Here is a 16,819-nt window from a genome sequence, read left to right on the forward strand (position 1 = left end):
ACGACCCGTACCCTCGGACGCGCACGAACTCCGAGGGTTCACCAGACGCGAAAGCGGGCGATGAAAAAGCCGTCTACGTCCAAGTCCTGGGGTAAGATCTCGAGCGTCCCCGGCATCCGGATGCGCTTGCGGAGCACGGCGGGTACGAACGACGCCATCCCCTCTTCGTCGAGCTTCAGGGCGGGATTGCGCGCGAGGACCTCGCGGACAACGCCCTCGTTTTCGTCCGGCGTGAGGGTGCAGGTGCTGTACACGAGCACGCCGCCCGGGCGGACGATCTGCGCCGCCGCATCCAAGAGCTCCCGCTGAAGCGCCGCGAGCTCCCTCACGCTTTCCGGCGTGTGGCGGTACCGCAGTTCGGGACGTCGACGAATCGTCCCCAATCCCGAACACGGCGCATCCACAAGGACGCGATCGAATTCGCGGCCGTACGCGCGGGGGAGATCCCGTCCGTCGCGCACCGTCGGCACGACAATGGAGAGGCCCAGGCGCTCGACCTCCTCGCGAATTCGACGCACGCGGCTCTCGTGGACGTCGACGGCGACGACCTCTCCCGTGTCGCGCATGCGCTCGGCGGCAAAGGTCGCCTTCCCCCCCGGAGCGCTGCAGCAATCGAGGATCCGCTCGCCGGGCCGCGGATCGAGCACGTGGACGACGAACATCGCCGCCTCGTCTTGGATCGTGATCCATCCGCGATCCAAAAACTCCCGCGGAGGAAACCCCCGTCCTTTGAGGCGCAGAGCCTCGGGGACGAGGCGGCCGTGCTCCACCGTATACCCCCTATCGAGGAGGGATTGGCGGACGAATTCCCGGTCGACCCGAAGGAGGTTCACCCGAAAGTTGAGCGGGGGCGGAACGTCGAGGGTGGCGAGGAGGCGGAGAAGTTCTTCGTCGCCGTACCTTTCCCGCCAAACTTCGAGAAGCCATTGGGGAACGCCGTAGCGAAGGGATAAGGCCTCTGGGTCATCGCCTTCGGGCAGACGCACGCGTTCCGGCTCGCGCAGGTACGTGCGGAGGATCCCGTTTACGACCTTTTTGAGCGGGGTAAATCCGGCCGTATCGACGAGGGCGAGGGTTTCGGAAAGGACGGCGTACGGAGGTATGCGCGTGAGAAAGAGAAGCTGGTAAAAGGCGAGGTAGAGAATCCTACGTACGTCCGCAGGCAATCGTTCGGCGTGCTTCGCGTACTGGGAAACGGCGTAGGCGAGGTACGGACGGTGGGCGAGAACGCCGTATACGAGCTCCGTAATGAGACGCCGGTCGGCGTCCGAGACGGGCCGTTCGTCCAAAACGGCCCGCAAGAGGTAGTTCGAATACGCGCCCTTTTCTTCTACACGCTTCAAAATCTCCAGCGCCAACCGACGCGCCGGGGATGGGCCCTTCTTGCCCGGTATGGTCCCCGACTGTCGATTAGCCCCGGAGGGTTTGCCGGGGGGTTGGTGGGTCAACTTGGGCACCTACTTTCCACGTCTTGCGTCCACGAAGAAATTCGGCAGCGGTCATCTCCCGCCGGCCTTCCGGTTTGAGCCGGCGCACGACGAACACGCCCTTCCCCGCCCGAATCCGGATCACGTCCGCAAGTTCGACGATCGTCCCCGGAGAGGCGTCGGCAAAGGGCCCTTCGTCTTCCGCCTGCGCCTCGAGCACGAGAATCCGCTCGCCGAAGGCGGAAAAAAACGCCCCCGGCCAAGGCGTAAGCCCCCGCACGCGCCAGACCAACTCTTGTGCGGAAAGCTGGAAGTCGAGGGCGCCATCTTCCTTCTTCAGAAGGGGGGCAAAGGACTTTTCCGCCTCGTTTTGCGGCACGGGTTCGATCTCTCCCCGAAGGTAGCGGGGCAGGGTTTCCACGAGGAGGGCCGCACCCATTTCCGCTAGACGGGCTTCCAAAATCGCCGCGTTTTCGTGCGGGTATATGGAAGTCTCTCGCTGGGCGAGAATCGGACCGGCGTCGAGCGCCTCCACCATCTTGACGATGGTTACGCCCGTCTTCGTCTCCCCCCGCATGAGCGCCCACGCCACCGGGGCGGCGCCGCGGAACTTGGGAAGAAGCGATGCGTGGACGTTGATCGCCCCGAAAGGGGGGCCTTCCAAGAGCGGGCGCGGTACGATTTGCCCGTACGCCGCAGTTACGATCACGTCTGGTGATGTCGCGAGGATCTCTCGAATCGCCGCCTCGTCCTTTAGGCGCTCCGGCTGAAAGACCCGGAGTCCGAAAGAGGCCGCAAAGACCTTGACGGGAGGTGGCACAGGCTCGCCGCTTCGGCCCTTCGGACGGTCGGGTTGCGTCACGACGAGCACGACGTCGTACCCCGCATCCACGAGCGCCCGAAGGGAGGGGACAGCGAACGCCGGAGTGCCCATAAAGACGACGCGTTCAGGCATGCACATCCGCCCTCGTTTCCTCGGCGTGCGTAAGCGACAGGGCGCGGTCGATGAAGAGAATTCCGTCGAGGTGGTCGATCTCGTGTTGGATGGCCCGCGCCTTGAGACCCTCGGCCTCGAGGATCGTGCTTTCCCCCGTGCGGGTCAGGGTGCGCACGCGAATCCGCGCCGCCCGCGGGACTTCTCCGTAAACTCCGGGAATGGAGAGGCACCCCTCTACCCCAACTTCTTCGCCCTCGGCCGCGAGGATCTCCGGATTGATGAGCTCTATGAGGCCGTCGCCCACGTCTACAACGGCGATACGGCGCGAAATTCCCACCTGAGGTGCGGCAAGGCCGACGCCGTCCGCATGGCGCATCGTCTCGGCGAGGTCGTCGAGCAGGCGAAGCACCTGGGGCGTTATGGACTTCACCGGCCGCGCCACCTCGCGCAGGACGGGATCCGGGTGTTTGACGATGTATCGTACGGCCACGTTCGGTCCCCCCTCGCTCGCGTTTTTGTTTGTGCGCCCGCTCAGAAGTGTCCGGCGTACACCCCGGCCTTAGGAAAAATCCTGCGGATCGAAGTCTACGGTGAGGTCGACCTCGTCTTGCCGAAGCCGAGGATGGTGTTCCTGAAGCACCCGCCGCAGACGCAAGGGAAAATCCGGTTCTCGCTTATATTGTACCAGTGCGTGAAAGCGAAAGCGATCGCGGACCCGCGGGATCCCCGCGGGCATTGGGCCCTTGACGACCGTATCCGGCGCAAGGCGCGGGAGGAGGTCTTCTACGATGCGCGCCAACGCGTCCCGCGCCCGCCGCATGTCGACGTGGGCGGTCTCCAAGAGCACGAGGCGCGTGAAGGGCGGGTAATTTTGGGCGCGGCGGACCTTGAGCTCCGCCCGGTAGAACTCATCGATTCGCCCGTCGCGGGCGAGGGCGATTGCGGGGTGGTCGGGGCGAAACGTCTGAACGACGACCTCGCCGGGAAGGTTGTGGCGTCCGGCACGTCCGGAGACCTGCACGAGGAGTTGAAACGTGCGCTCTGCGGCGCGGAAGTCCGGGAACTGTAGGGAGAGGTCGGCGAGGAGAATCACGGAAAGCGTGACGTACGGAAAATCGAGCCCCTTTGCCACCATCTGCGTCCCCAGAAGGATGTCCGCCTCCCGTTCGGCAAACTTGGTGAGGATTTCTTCGAGGGCGCCTTTCCGGGAGGTCGTGTCGCGATCCATACGCAAGATGCGGGCTTCGGGGAAATACGACCTGAGGAGTTCCTCTACGCGTTCCGTGCCGAGGCCGAGGTGGACGAGGTTCGGCGACCCGCAGTAGGGACAACGGGGAACCATGGGCATTTCGAAGCCGCAGATGTGGCAGCGGAGCACGTCCTCGGCGCGGTGGTAGGTGAGCGACACGTCGCAGTGCGGGCACTGGACTGTACGCCCGCACGAACGACAGAGCACCACGGGTGTGTATCCCCGACGGTTGAGAAAGACGATCGCCTGCTCGCCCCGGCGCAGGCGTTCTTCGAGGCGTTCGAGGAGGAAGGGACTCAGGACGATCCCCCCGAGACCCCGCCTCTCCTTTCCCGTCGCGCGGACGGCGCCGCGCCCTCCGCCTGCGGCACCCCGGGCGAGCGAGACGGCTTCGTCGTGCGGTTCGGTCTCCCCTACGTCCAGCCGCAAGTCCACGACGTGTACCCGGGGAAGAGGTCGGCGGTCGATGCGCTCCCGAAGCTCGAGGAGGTGGTAGTGGCCGACGCGCGCCCGAGCGTACTGCTCGAGCGACGGCGTGGCGCTCCCCAAAAGGAGGAGTGCGCCGTGGTACCTGGCCCTAAGCTCAGCCACCTCGCGGGCGTCATACCGCGGCGTCTCGTCTTGCTTGTAGCTTGTCTCGTGGGCTTCGTCGACGACGATGAGGCCGAGGTTTCGCACGGGGGCGAACACCGCGCTCCGCGCGCCGACGGCAATGCTCGCCTCCCCCCTCCAGAGGCGACGCCACTCGTCGTACCTCTCCCCCACGCCGAGGGCGCTGTGAAGCACGGCCACACGCCTGCCGAAGCGCGCCGTGAACCGGGCGACCATAAGAGGTGTGAGGGAGATCTCCGGAACGAGGACGATCGCCCCCTTCCCTTGGGCGAGCACCTCTTCGATGAGCTGGAGGTAGATCTCCGTCTTGCCGCTTCCGGTGACGCCGTACAGGAGGTAAGGTTTCAAGACGTCGCCTTCGCCGCGGAGGGCCGCAAGGAGGCGCGCAAATACCTCCGCTTGGGCCGGCGTGAGCTCGCGCTTGGGCTCAGGGGCAAGAGCAGGCAAGAGCGGTGCGCGGTAGCTCTCACGCGGGTAGACTTCCACGAGGCCGCGTCGGGCGAGCGCTCGAACCACCTCGCGCGCACCGGGGATCTCCTGCTCCAAGAGGCGAAGGGGAACCTCCCCTCCGCTGCGTATGCGTTCGAACACCTTCGCCTGCTTGGGCGTGAGGGGTTCGGCGGGATCGGCGTCCCCGACCCTTCGCGCGACGAGCTCCTCGCGTACGGGATGGGCGCGCCGGGGGCGGATAAAGGTTTCCAAGTACCCGAGTCGGAGGAGGTTTTCGACGACGTCCGGCGTCTCGGAAAACGCGTCCCGCAGGCGACGAAGGGGGACCTCTCCTTTCGCGCGCAGGTGTGCGATCACCGCCTCTTCGTCAGGTAGGAGAAAGAGTGGCTCGTCCTTCCGCGACAGACGAACCCAAAGTTCCCCTTCCGGACGCAACGCCTGGGGCAACATGGTGGCATAAACCCGGTAGAGCGGGGCGATAAGCCGTTCCGCCAACTCTCGACCCAGGGCTACGAATTCCGCAGAAAGCACCGGTTCATCGCGGTCGAGAATGTATACGAGAGGTTTCAAAGCCAAGCGGAGGTCGCGCTCTTGCGCGGGGCGCACGTCCGCGACGAACCCTGGAACCAGTTGCTTTCTCACCTCTACGAATACGCGGCTCCCCGGCTTAAGGCCCTCCGTCGCCAGGTAGGTGAGGACGTCGTTTCCGGGAAAGAGGGGCACGTCCACGGCGACGTCGGCGACGATGGGGCGGGCTTCTGCACCTCCTTCGGATTCCCCGCTCGGCCGAGGGTCGGAAACTCCCCTCCCCCGCCCCAAGGCTTCCTTTCCACCCTGCACGGCGGCCATCGCCTCCCTCCGCTACGCGGCGAGAAAAAACGCCCGCCGCCTTCTCGGGTACGACGGGCAACCGAAGCACGCGTCGCCGCCTGGCAACCGCTCAAGCCGTAGCTCAGCGTACGGCGGCGAGGCGTGCGGCGATCGTCTCCAAGAGTTTGTCGGCCAAAACGCGCTTGTCCTCCCGGGGGAACGTAAACCTTCCTCCCCACCGGTCGTACAGGACGACTTCGTTTTCGTCGGCCTCAAAGCCCACGTCCGCACGGGAGACGTCGTTGAGCACGAGAAAGTCGAGGTTTTTCCGTACGAGCTTATCTCGGGCGTTCGCCTCGAGGTTTTCCGTCTCGGCGGCAAATCCGACGAGCACTTGGTCGCTCCTTCGCCTCTTTCCCATTTCCATGAGGATATCCGGCGTGGGTTCGAGTTCGAGGACGAGGCGGTTCCCCTTTTTGATCTTTTGCAGGGCGACGGACTTGGGACGGTAGTCCGCCACGGCGGCAGCGGCGATGAACACGTCTGCCGCGGGAAAGAGCTCCTCTACGGCGTGCAGCATGTCCTCCGTCCGAAGGGCCCGCCGCACCTCTACGCCAGGAGGTGGAGGCACGGAGGTGGCGCCGGCCACGACGACGACGCGCGCACCGCGACGAAGGGCGGCCTCGGCCAAGGCAAAGCCCATCTTTCCCGAAGAACGGTTAGAAAGAAACCTTACGGGATCGAGGGGTTCCTGCGTCGCACCTACGGTGAGGAGGACGAACTTCCCCGAGAAAAAGGAGCCTCCTTCGGATGCGGGAGGGGATCCGAGATTGGCGCCTTCGGGGGCAGGGGGGACGCCGGAATTGGGAATCGGGAGCACGGTCCGTCCTTGAAGGACGTCGTCTACAAAGGCGAAAATCTCCTCCGGCTCGGGCATCCGTCCCTTCCCCTCGTACCCGCACGCCAAGGGTCCGCTCGCCGGTTCGAGAATCGTGTACCCCAACCGCCGAAGGCGCGCGATGTTGTCCTGGACGACCGGGTGGGCATACATGTGAACGTTCATTGCGGGGGCGAGGATCACCGGCGTTCGCGCGGCGAGAAGGGCGGTGGAGAGGAAGTCGTCTGCAAGGCCACAGGCGAGTTTGGCGAGGACGTGTGCCGTAGCAGGGGCTACGACGAAGAGAGAGGCGCGGTCCGCAACGGCGATGTGGGCGATTTCCTCGGGGCGCTCCTCGCGGAAGACGTCCGTGTACACCCGTCCGCGTGCCATGACCTGAAACGTGAGGGGCGTGACGAAGCGCTCGGCCCCCCGCGTGAGGATCACTTCGACCTCGTAACCGGCCTTGTGCAAAAGGCTCACGAGGCTTACGGCCTTAAACGCCGCAATGCTTCCGGTGACGCCGACGACAACCGTTCCCCCAATCTGCCTTCGAGGTCCCTCCGCGCCCACGGGACCTTCCCCCCATCCACCTGCATCCACGCCGAAATGCCCGGCATCTCCCGCTTACGCGGAGCGGCCGGAAGGGTCGCCGCTTCCGTCCGGAAGGATGACGCGAAGCTTCCCCTGGTAGAATTCCTCGAGCGCCTGACTCACCGGGCGCGGCGGAGGATCGTCTTCGGTTCCCCGTACGCGAAACTCCTCGAGGATCTGACGCGCCCGCCGGGCGGCAATGACGGTGAGCAGGTACTTGCTTCCCGCCCGAGCGACGAGTTCGTCGATCGGCGGATACCGCATGCCGAACTTCCCTCCCCTACGTACGCCACTTCAGGACGCGGACCTCGCGCCTGCGACGTCCGCCCCTACGAAGAAAACGGCGGTCGCCCACCGCCTTCGTGGACGAGCCACTGCTCGACGCGACGGAGCATCCGCTCCGCCCGCAGGTGTTCTGCCGTGATGATGGCGAGAATCCGGTCTACGGCGCGGTCTACGTCGTCGTTCACGACGATGTAGTCGTAATGGCGGGCCATTTGGAGTTCTTCCCAAGACTTCTCCAGGCGGGCGGCGATTTCCGCATCTTCCTCCGTTCCCCGGCCCGAAATCCGCCGCCGGAGCTCTTCCCAAGAAGGGGGGACGAGGAAGATGAAAATCCCCGCGGGAAACCGTTCCCGTACCTGGAGGGCCCCCTGGACTTCGATTTCCAAGAGGACGTCGCGGCCCTCCCGTAAGTTCTGTACGACGAAGTCCTTTGGGGTCCCGTAGAGGTTGTTCACGTACTCCGCCCACTCGAGGAAGGCATCCTCGGCGACCATGCGAAGGAACGTCTCCCGCGAGCGAAAGAAGTAGTTCACTCCCTCGACTTCCCCGGGCCGAGGGGCACGGCTCGTCACGGACACGGAGTAGATGAGCTCCGGAGCGCGTTCCCTAAGCCTCGCGCTCACCGTCCCCTTTCCTACGCCGGAAGGCCCGGACAAGACGATGAGAAGTCCCCAGTGCGGTTCCGGCACGATCTTCGACGACGGGACCCCGCTCCCTGTGTTCGCTAGCCCCTGCTCCTCACGCTCCGATCCGCTCACCGTCTACACCTTCCGCCCTTTCGGTTTTCCATCCCTCCTCTCCTCGGTACGCCCCTTGCGGTCCTGCGGTCGCCCGCTTGGCGGGGACGTCACCTCCCCAGGCCCTTTTGCCTCTTCATCCGTCGCACGTAGCGGCGGTACGCGCGGCGCGCCGCGTGCAAGAGAAGCGAAGGAACGAGCGCCGCGCCGGCGAGAAAGACCATGTCCGTCGGCGAGAGAGGAGCGATGCGAAAGAGTCCCGCCGCGGAGGGGACGGCGACGACGAGCGCCGCAAGCCCCATAGAGGCGAGGAATGCGAGGAAGAGGAGGGGGTTGCGTTCAAACCGTCCGTACCCCTCGGATCGATCGAAGATCACGAAGAGCTGCCCGGCAACGAGGGCCCAAAAGGCCGCAGCGCGTGCCTCGGAGAGCCCTTGTGTTTCAAGGTAACGCAGGAATACGGCCAGTGCAAGTCCGCCGACGAGAAGCCCGCCTACGAGGATCGTGAGGCCGAGTCCGCGGGCAAAGAGACCTTCGTGCGGCGGGCGCGGAGGGCGCTCCATGACCTCCGGATCCCGCCCCTCCAACCCTAAAGCGAGGGCGGGAAGCCCTTCCGTGAGAAAGTTGATCCACAAAAGCATGAGCGGCGACAGGGGGAGTGCCGTCCCCGCGAGGATTGCCCCGAAGACGAGAAACACCTCGGCGACGTTTGCCGTAAGGACGAAGCGGACAAAGGCGCGGATGTTTTCGAAGATCGCCCGTCCTTCTTCGACGGCACGTGCGATCGTCGCGAAGTTATCGTCTAGGAGGATGAGGTCCGCCGCCTCTTTGGCCACGTCCGTGCCCCCGCGCCCCATGGCAATCCCCACGTCGGCCGCCCGAATCGCCGGAGCGTCGTTTACGCCGTCGCCCGTCATCGCCACGACGTGCCCTTCGCGCTTCAAGATTTCCACGATGCGCAGCTTGTGTTCGGGGCTCACGCGCGCGAACACGCGGACGTACGGCAGCCTCTCCGCCAATGCCTTGTCCGAAAAAGTATAGAGGTCCCGGCCCGTCAAAGTCAAGGAACCTTCTTCCCACAATCCGATGTCTTTGGCGATGCGTTCCGCTGTCTCCGGGTGGTCCCCCGTCACCATGGCCACGCGAATCCCCGCACCGCGGACGCGGGCGAGCGCCTCCCGAACCTCCGGACGCGGCGGATCGATTAGCCCGACGAAGCCGACGAAGACGAGCTTCCCTTCGAGGTCCTCGCGGGAACCGCGAAAGCGGGGGATTCTCCGGTAGGCGAGGGCAAGCACGCGGTACCCGTCTCGGCTCAGCCGATCTACCTCGGAGAGCAAGGCGGAGCGGGTGCGATCCGTGAGCGGACGAACGTCCGATCCGACGAGTACGGAAGAAGAGCGGCGAAGTACCGCCTCAGGCGATCCCTTGACCGCCCACAGGTCTTCTGCAATACTGCGGTAGAGCACCGCCATGTAGCGCGTATGGTGGTCAAAGGGGACTTCGTCCACGCGCGCGTAGCGGGAAAAGAGGCCTTCGGGACGGACGCCGAGCTTTTTTGCGAATTCCCAAAGGGCGAGCTCCATGGGATCCCCGCGGAAGATCCGCGTATCCGAAGAGGAGAACTCTGTTCCCAAAAGGGATTCCGAGTTGTCCGACGGAGAAGGCGGCATAAAGGTGGAGCCGCGGGACACTTCGTCCGGCGCCCGAAGGGGTGACCCCGAAGAAAGCGGAACTCCGCCCTCGAACACCTCGTGCCGGCGGTTGGCGAGGGCGAGGATGGTAAGGGCGACCCGGACGTCTTCAGAATGTACGGCGATGGGTACGCCGCTGCGAACGAGCATCGCCTCACCGTCGTCTTCCTCCCGCACGTGGTACACCGCTCCGGGCACGGCGAGGAGGACGGCGCGCATTCGGTTTTGTGTGAGTGTTCCCGTCTTGTCCGTGGCGATGAACGTCGTAGACCCCAAGGTTTCTACGGCGTGAAGTCGACGTACGAGAGCATTTTCCCGCGCCATACGGTACACCCCGAGGGTGAGGACGACGGCGACGATGGCCGGAAGGCCCTCGGGGATGGCCGCCACGGCAAGCGTCACCCCCGTAAGGAGGAGTTCAGGAAAGGGCGTGCCCGTCTGACCGCCGAGGAGGAGAACGGCGGCGATGAGCGCCAGGGCGCCGACCACAAACACCTTGCCCAATTCGTTCATCCGGCGTACGAGTGGCGGGGCATCGGGTTCCGAGTCTTTGAGAAGCCGTGCGATTCGCCCCATGGCCGTCGCCTTGCCCGTCGCCACGACGATCCCCGTCGCCGAACCGCGGACGAGAAGCGTTCCCATAAAGAGGATTCCGTGCTCGTCGGCTTCTTCGCGTTCCACATGCTTGGCAACCGGGACGCTTTCTCCCGTGAGCAAGGATTCGTCTACGTGCACCCCTTCCGCTTCCCAAAGGCGGAGATCCGCGGGGACCCGTTCCCCCGCCTCTACGACGACGACGTCTCCCGGAACTAGGGATTCCGCGGGGACGACGGAGAGCCTGCCGTCTCTTAGCACCCGACACGATGGTGCCGTGAGGTCGCGCAAGGCTGCGAGCGTCTTTTCCGTCCGGTACCCTTGAAAGAACCCGAGAAACCCGTTCAGGAGCACGACGGCGAGGATCAGGACCGCGTCCACGTACTCCCCGAGGAGCGCGGAAAGGAGCGTCGCCCCAAGGAGCACGAGAAGCATGAAATCCTTGAACTGCTCGAGGAACGCAAACCACCACGAACGGCGTCGGCCGTCCTCAAGGCTGTTCGGACCGTAGTGCGCACGGCGCGCTTCTGCCTCCCGTGACGACAGTCCGACTCGCGGGTCGACGCGAAGCTCGCGGAGGAGGTGTTCCAAGGGCGTGCGGGAAAGCGGGGCGTGCATCCTCTGCCGTCCTCCTTTGGTCGATGCAACTCCTCCTGTCCCTCCCACGTGTATGCGGGGCACGTCCCCAGCATGAGCCCCGTTCGCCCGCCCGAAAATCGGTTCGCCCGCAAAGGCGAGAAAGCCCCCGATACGGGGGCGCGCGACGCGCTTCCACCCACCCGCACGAAATCCGCAAAGGGAAGAGGTGCCCACGGAACGCCATGCTCGACGGCCTCGGAATTGCCCGACTTCTGTCCGAACTCACCCCGCATCTCGGCCGCAGAATCTACCGCGTGGAGTTCGCCGATTCCCGGATATTCCTCATCGTCCACGCAGGGGGGAGCCTCGTCTTTTTCCTCGATCCGGAAGCCCCCCTCTTTTTCGCCCTGTCCTCCGAAGACGATCTCGGCAAAGAACTCCTCCGTACGGCGCAGGCGGTACGCAAGGAGACCCCGCAACTCGCTGCTCGCCTCCTCCCGTGGCGCCGCGCCCTCGAAGGCGGCATTCTTGTCCGGGCGGAACAACTCGCCCGTGACCGCGTCTTCGCTCTCGGCGTGGACATGCGAAGCCAAACGGGAGAACGTCGACTCCTCCGCCTCGTAGCCGAACTCGTCCCGCGCTACGCCAACCTTCTCCTCGTCGACGAAAAGGGAGGGATCCTCGCCGTCTTCCGCCCCGTAGACGCGGGGATGTCTCGATACCGACGTCTCGTTCCCGGCGGGCGCTACACCCCCCCTCCTCCCCTCTCCCTTCCCGACCCCCTCCAGTTCACCCCCGCGGAGCTCGCAGCGCGCATTCGGGAAAGCCGGAACGCCGAAGACCTCCGCAAGATCGGAGCGGGGATCGGCCGCGATACGGCCTACGCCCTCTGGAGCCACATCGCACCCGCGCTCCGGGATCCCGACTTCGAAGAAGCTGCTTTGGGCGAACGAACCTACCGTCTCCTGCACGACGCCGTCGCGGGAAAAGCGCCTGCGGCCTTTGCCGTCCCCGAAACCGGCGGAAGGCCGCACCTCTCCCCTGTTCCCCCGCCTCCTCCGCTTCCCTCCGGAACAGGCGAGGACACAGCCCTCCCCCGCCTTCCCGGGGATGCCTCTTTGAAGTGGGGCGAAGCGCCGACGATGCACGACGCCGTGCGCCGGGTGTTTCTCTCCCTTCGAGAAAGCCGTGCCGAAGAGCGTCGCACCCGCCTCCTCCGCCGCCTCGAAGAGCGCGGGGAATTCCTCGCGCGCCAAAGGCAAGAACTCGAACGCATCGTCCGCGAAGGCGAGGAAGCGGAGCGCGAACGCGAAGCGGGGGAACTCCTCCTCGCATACGCAGCGCACGTACCGCCGGGCGCCGCGTCCGTCCTTCTCCCGCCCCCGGGGGAGGGCGGAGAACCCCGAGAAATTCCGCTCGACCCCACTCTCGACGCGGCAGGGAACGCCGCGCTCTACTTCACACGCTATCGAAAGAAGAAGAACGCCGCCCGCCACGCCGCCCAGAGGCTAAAAGATGTCCGCGCGGAGGAAGACTACCTCGCAAGCCTTCGCCTCGCACTTCTCACGGGAGACGAAAAGGACCTAAACGAAGTGGAGGAAGAAATGCGCGCCCAAGGGCTTTTGGGGAAGCGCGCATCCCGCCAGGCGGAGGCGGAGAAAGACCACCCGATTGCCGAAGGCGAAAAACCTAGGGGCGGGAAAAAGGGGGGGAGCCGAAAGTCGGAAGCCCTCCCCCAACCGTTGCGCCTCCGCTCTTCAACGGGGACGGAGATCTGGGTAGGACGAAACAACGCGCAAAACGACGCCCTCACCTTTCGTCTCGCCGACCGGCGCGACGTCTGGCTGCACGCCCGCGGGATTCCCGGCGCCCACGTCGTCGTCCGCTCTCCCGCCCCCGACCCCGCGACCTTGGAAGAAGCCGCCCTGCTCGCCGCATACTTCAGCACGGGCCGCGATTCCGGAAGCGTCGCCGTGGACGTTACCGACGTGCGTTCCGTGCGCAAGCCTCGGGGCGCCCGTCCCGGGTTTGTCACGTACCGTAACGAAAAAACGCTCCACGTCGCCGTGGACGTGGAGCGCGTACGGCGCCTCTTGGAACGCAGCGAGGAAAGCACCGGTTCCCGAACTTCTGCGCCACCGGAAGAGAACGCCCCCCGCGGGAAATCCGAGGAGTGATATTTCCCGGGTAAGCGCAGGATTCGCAACCTTTCTTCTTTCTTCTCTCTCGGGTCGTCCTTCTTTCGAACCTTGTCGAACAAGGCGACGAAAGCGCTCGGCAGCAAAGGCACCGAAAGGCGGATTAGACTTCGAAAGCCCAAAGTCCCCCGCGAAGGAGCGGCTCCCGCGTACCGTCGGGGAGGATTCCGTCGACGTCGAGCGAGGGGCTTCCGATCATGAAGTCCTCGTGGATGAGACTTCGGTTGGCACCCCGCGCGAGCAGTTCGTCTTCGGAAAGGTCCGGTCCTCCTTGAAGGGTCGTCGGGTATGCCTGGCCGAGGGCGAGGTGGCAGGAGGCGTTTTCGTCGTACAGCGTGTTGTAGAAGAGAAGCCCGCTTTGGGCTACGGGAGAATCCACAGGTACCAAAGCCACTTCGCCCAGATGGCGCGCGCCCTCGTCGGTATCCAGGAGGTGGCGCAAGGTCTCTTCCCCGCGTTCCGCCGTAAAGCGGACGACGCGCCCACCCTCAAACCACAAAGTAAAGCCGTCTACAAGCGTCCCGTGGACGTTGAGCGGCTTCGTGTTCCGCACGTATCCCTCTACCTCGAGCCGGTGCGGCATCGTGTACACTTCTTCCGTGGGGATATTCGGCTGAAAGGGGATTCCCTCATGGTCCGTCGCCCCGCCGCCGTGCCAGATGTGACCTTCGGGGAGTCCGACGACGAGATCGGTCCCCTCACCGCGAAAGTGAAGCTTGCGGTAGCGCTTCTCGTTTAGGTAGGCGACCCGCCGCTCGAGGTTCCGGCGGTGGCGGTCCCAGTTTTCCAAAGGATCGCCGGGCCGAACGCGGGAGATCCGAAGAACGGCGTCCCAAAGCGCCTCTACGGCCTCCCCTTCCGAAAGGCCGGGGAAGACCTTCCTCGCCCAGGCGGGCGTCGGGATGGAGATCAACGACCACCGCGCCCGGTCGCTCATCGTGTACGCGTAGTAGTTGCGAAAGGCTTCGCGCCGTGCCTTATCTCCACGGGCGACGCGGGATGCGGGAATGTCCGCGAGAAGGTCCGGATCCGGTGCGTAAATCGAAAGAAAGGCAGCCCCCTCGCGCGCCATCTGCGCGTACCCCTCCCCCATCCACCGGGGAAAGTAATCCAGAGCCTCGTCGGCGGCGAGAAGGTAGCGAAGACGCGTCACGCGGTCGTCTCCGTAGTTCACGAGCACGTACCGGGCACCGGCGAGGTACGCCTCTTCCACGAGGTAGGAAACGAAGTCCCGTGCCTCCACGGGGGCGTTGAGCACGAGGACTTGCCCGGATCTGAGGTTTACGCCTTTGCGCACCGCGAGGCGCGCGTACGCCCGAAGCAGTTCTTCGTTAGGTCCCACGTCCTTCGCTCCCTTCTTCTTCGTCGAAATGGCGGTTCCGCCCCCTCCTCCGTCGCCTGCCCCGTTCCTTCCCGTTGACCTTCCGTTCCCAGGCCAAAAGCCACTCCTCACGCACGGCAAAGTGTGCCTCGTCGAGCACGCGGGCGAGGTAGGCAAGGGGGGTGTGGGCGATTTCCCGGTAAATCTTGCGCGTGTACAGGTGCTTGGCCCGCGGAAACCACCGACCGAGGAGACGGCGGAGGCGGTTGCCCGGCTCGTCGGCATCGACAAAAATATACACGTCCTCTCGCTCGTACGGAAGAAGGCGCCGGAGGAGTTCTTCTTCCCCCAACGTTCCGTGCGTGAGGAGGAAGGTCACCGGTTCCGCGAGAACTTCTTCGAGCCGCCGCTGGTCCGTCTTGCCCTCGACAATGATCACCTTCTGCATGCGGCACACCCCCTCGGTTCGCCCCCACGTTCCGAGCGCAACCCCGATCTCCGGCGTCCCCGCCTGCAGAGAAGGAGGAAGCGATCCATGGTTCTCTCGGAAAACTCCCGATCGAAACCCGAGAGCGAGCGCATGTTCGTCGCCGTGCCCGTCCCGGCGTCCGTGCGCGTGCACCTCGCCGCCCGAACAGACCACCTCCTCCGCACCTTCCCCTTTCAGACGACCGTGCACCCTCAAGATTACCACATTACGCTCCTCTTCCTGGGAGACGTCCCGACCGCACGGGTTGCCGAACTCCGTATGGTGCTCGGCGAGGCCGTCCGCCCCCTTCCTTCCTTTCGCCTCTCCCTCGGATCGCTCGGCACCTTCGGACCGGAGGCGCACCCTACCGTCCTCTACGTACGGATTGCAGGAGAGGCGGAAAAACTCGCCGACCTCGCCCGCCGCGTACGTACGGCAGCAGAACGCCTAGGTTTCACAGGGGATCGAAAGCCCTTCGTCGCCCACCTCACCCTCGCCCGACGCTACCGCGGGGTGAAGCCCTACTCCCCCGCGGATGCCGCAAGGATTTGGGGACCGGGGGACGACGGCACGATCACGAGCTTTGCCGTAGACGAAGTGATCCTCTTCGCCTCTCACCTTGGCCGCCGCCCGATGTACGAGCCGCGGGCCGCATTTCCCCTCGAAGGATAGAGGCTCTCCGGCAAGGGCTGTACGAACTCCGATCAGACACGAGGCGTTGAGGGCTTCCTTCCTGTTTAGGAGCGACGTGAGGCCGGAGTCCCTTCCTCCGAGGCGCTCCGCCGCATGAAAAGGTATAGCACGACCAGACCTACGAGCGAGTACAAAACGCCGGCAAAAAACGGCGCCCGCGGTTCCCACGTGAACAGGTAGCCTCCGACGACCGGTCCGAGGACACGCCCGAGGCTGTCCATCGCCGTGTTCGCCCCGCTCGTAGCTCCTTGCGCCACGCGCGTGACCCGCGTGAGGAGGGAGAGGACGATCGGGCGCACGAGCGAATTGCCCAGCGCAAAGACGGAGACGAAAAGAATCGCGGAGAAAAGGCTTCCCGTAAATACGATCAAGTAAAACCCGAGGGCGCTTACGAGCAACCCCAAGGCGATCGCCCGCGTTTCTTGTCCTTCCCGAACCTTGGAAACGAGGGCACCCTGGGTGAAGGCCGTCACGAGCCCGACAAAGGTGAAGAGGATGCCTAACTCGTAGCGTGTCGCTCCAAAGGTGCGCATCGCGTAAAAGGCGACGGTGCTCTCAAGTCCGGCGAGGGAAAAGGTGACGAGGAAGGTGAGGACGAGGAGGTACCCCGTGCGGCCCCTTAGGAGGCGGAGGGCCGCGCCGAATCCCGTGACCACGTGTCCGCCGTGTCGCGGGGCGACGACGGGAAGCCGCGCAAGGACGAGGAGCGCCGCAAACCAAGAGAGAATCGCCGCGGCGTAGAACGGGAAAGAGGCCTGAGCGTGGCCAAGGATCCCCCCGATCGCGGGACCGAAGACGAACCCAAGCCCGATGGACATTCCGGCAATCCCCATGGCCCGCGTGCGCGCCTCGTCTTCCGTGGCATCGGCGAGGTAGGCCATGCTCGAGGCGATCGCCGCCCCCGAGAAGAGGCCCCCCAAGATGCGTGAGACGTACATCCAGACGAGGTCGTGGACGAACATCCCGAAAAGCCAGAAGCTGAGGCCAAAGCCCAAAAGGCCTATGAAGATCACGCGGTTGCGGCCCCAGCGGTCGGAAAGGGTCCCCCACACCGGGGCCATGAGGAAGGAAACAAGGGAGTAGATCCCCAGGAGGTATCCCAAGTGGTACGGTGCGGCCCCGGCCTCCTCGACGAGCGAGGGCAACACGGGGATCACCATCCCGAAACCGGAAAAGGCGAGGAAGAGGACGAACCCGATCAAACCCACGGCCGGCACGTCCCTCAGCTCCTTCTGACGTCAGAGATTCGACAAGTCGAGTTCCCCATCCGAACGGCATTGTCCGTACCCGAAA

General features: G+C 64.9%; 13 protein-coding genes. 2 read left to right on the plus strand and 11 right to left on the minus strand.

Annotated elements, in window-relative coordinates; all coding sequences use genetic code 11:
• Positions 1 to 38: 38 nt before the first annotated feature.
• From rsmB to C7438_RS02240, 8 genes are all read right to left on the minus strand, one after another.
• On the minus strand, positions 39 to 1,457 hold the full coding sequence (gene rsmB, locus C7438_RS02205; RefSeq protein ID WP_121443699.1) for a 16S rRNA (cytosine(967)-C(5))-methyltransferase RsmB: 1,419 nt from the start codon (positions 1,455 to 1,457) through the stop codon (positions 39 to 41).
• On the minus strand, positions 1,411 to 2,382 hold the full coding sequence (fmt, locus tag C7438_RS02210) for a methionyl-tRNA formyltransferase (RefSeq protein WP_121443700.1): 972 nt from the start codon (positions 2,380 to 2,382) through the stop codon (positions 1,411 to 1,413). Before fmt ends, rsmB begins: the two co-directional genes overlap by 47 nt.
• Positions 2,375 to 2,854 (minus strand): peptide deformylase, encoded by a 480-nt coding sequence (gene def, locus C7438_RS02215; RefSeq protein WP_121443701.1) that lies wholly within the window; start codon positions 2,852 to 2,854, stop codon positions 2,375 to 2,377. The genes fmt and def overlap by 8 nt, the downstream gene beginning before the upstream one ends.
• Before the next feature lie 69 nt (positions 2,855 to 2,923).
• Positions 2,924 to 5,524, minus strand: a complete 2,601-nt coding sequence (gene priA / locus C7438_RS02220; protein WP_121443702.1) for a replication restart helicase PriA — start codon at positions 5,522 to 5,524, stop codon at positions 2,924 to 2,926.
• 103 nt (positions 5,525 to 5,627) lie between these two features.
• Entirely contained in the window at positions 5,628 to 6,935 is a 1,308-nt protein-coding gene (locus tag C7438_RS02225) for a bifunctional phosphopantothenoylcysteine decarboxylase/phosphopantothenate synthase (RefSeq protein ID WP_245956430.1), read from the minus strand.
• Positions 6,936 to 6,989: 54 nt separating this feature from the next.
• A complete protein-coding gene (gene rpoZ, locus C7438_RS02230; protein ID WP_121443703.1) occupies positions 6,990 to 7,220 on the minus strand; it encodes a DNA-directed RNA polymerase subunit omega in 231 nt (76 codons plus the stop codon).
• Positions 7,221 to 7,285: 65 nt separating this feature from the next.
• Entirely contained in the window at positions 7,286 to 7,930 is a 645-nt protein-coding gene (gmk, locus tag C7438_RS02235) for a guanylate kinase (RefSeq protein ID WP_121444051.1), read from the minus strand.
• A 158-nt stretch (positions 7,931 to 8,088) separates the two neighbouring features.
• Positions 8,089 to 10,884 (minus strand): cation-translocating P-type ATPase, encoded by a 2,796-nt coding sequence (locus tag C7438_RS02240; RefSeq protein WP_121443704.1) that lies wholly within the window; start codon positions 10,882 to 10,884, stop codon positions 8,089 to 8,091.
• A gap of 203 nt (positions 10,885 to 11,087) precedes the next feature.
• Here C7438_RS02240 and C7438_RS02245 point away from each other — a divergent pair, with 203 nt between their 5' ends.
• On the plus strand, positions 11,088 to 13,022 hold the full coding sequence (locus C7438_RS02245; RefSeq protein WP_170143491.1) for an Rqc2 family fibronectin-binding protein: 1,935 nt from the start codon (positions 11,088 to 11,090) through the stop codon (positions 13,020 to 13,022).
• Positions 13,023 to 13,146: 124 nt separating this feature from the next.
• On the opposite strand, the gene C7438_RS02250 is transcribed toward C7438_RS02245, so the two are convergent.
• Together C7438_RS02250 and C7438_RS02255 are read right to left on the minus strand one after the other, a co-directional pair.
• Positions 13,147 to 14,385 (minus strand): aminopeptidase, encoded by a 1,239-nt coding sequence (locus C7438_RS02250; RefSeq protein ID WP_121443706.1) that lies wholly within the window; start codon positions 14,383 to 14,385, stop codon positions 13,147 to 13,149.
• Positions 14,375 to 14,812: a toprim domain-containing protein gene (locus C7438_RS02255; RefSeq protein ID WP_211322018.1), complete on the minus strand. Its 438-nt coding sequence runs from the start codon at positions 14,810 to 14,812 to the stop codon at positions 14,375 to 14,377. The genes C7438_RS02250 and C7438_RS02255 overlap by 11 nt, the downstream gene beginning before the upstream one ends.
• Before the next feature lie 87 nt (positions 14,813 to 14,899).
• On the opposite strand from C7438_RS02255, the gene thpR reads away from it, so the two are divergent.
• On the plus strand, positions 14,900 to 15,505 hold the full coding sequence (gene thpR / locus C7438_RS02260; RefSeq protein WP_121443707.1) for an RNA 2',3'-cyclic phosphodiesterase: 606 nt from the start codon (positions 14,900 to 14,902) through the stop codon (positions 15,503 to 15,505).
• Positions 15,506 to 15,570: 65 nt separating this feature from the next.
• Here the strand turns inward: thpR and C7438_RS02265 are convergent, their stop codons facing one another.
• Positions 15,571 to 16,743 (minus strand): MFS transporter, encoded by a 1,173-nt coding sequence (locus tag C7438_RS02265; RefSeq protein WP_121443708.1) that lies wholly within the window; start codon positions 16,741 to 16,743, stop codon positions 15,571 to 15,573.
• Between the last annotated feature and the right edge of the window lie 76 nt (positions 16,744 to 16,819).

This window comes from Brockia lithotrophica (assembly GCF_003633725.1).
GTDB lineage: Bacteria > Bacillota > Bacilli > Thermicanales > DSM-22653 > Brockia > Brockia lithotrophica.

Excerpts from the sequence above, each read along its gene's own strand:
- C7438_RS02255 (WP_211322018.1), bottom strand. The coding sequence starts at position 14,812 with ATGCAGAAGGTGATCATTGTCGAGGGCAAGACGGACCAGCGGCGGCTC.
- rpoZ (WP_121443703.1), bottom strand. The coding sequence starts at position 7,220 with ATGCGGTATCCGCCGATCGACGAACTCGTCGCTCGGGCGGGAAGCAAG.
- priA (WP_121443702.1), bottom strand. The coding sequence starts at position 5,524 with ATGGCCGCCGTGCAGGGTGGAAAGGAAGCCTTGGGGCGGGGGAGGGGA.
- fmt (WP_121443700.1), bottom strand. The coding sequence starts at position 2,382 with ATGCCTGAACGCGTCGTCTTTATGGGCACTCCGGCGTTCGCTGTCCCC.
- C7438_RS02240 (WP_121443704.1), bottom strand. The coding sequence starts at position 10,884 with ATGCACGCCCCGCTTTCCCGCACGCCCTTGGAACACCTCCTCCGCGAG.
- C7438_RS02245 (WP_170143491.1), top strand. The coding sequence starts at position 11,088 with ATGCTCGACGGCCTCGGAATTGCCCGACTTCTGTCCGAACTCACCCCG.
- thpR (WP_121443707.1), top strand. The coding sequence starts at position 14,900 with ATGGTTCTCTCGGAAAACTCCCGATCGAAACCCGAGAGCGAGCGCATG.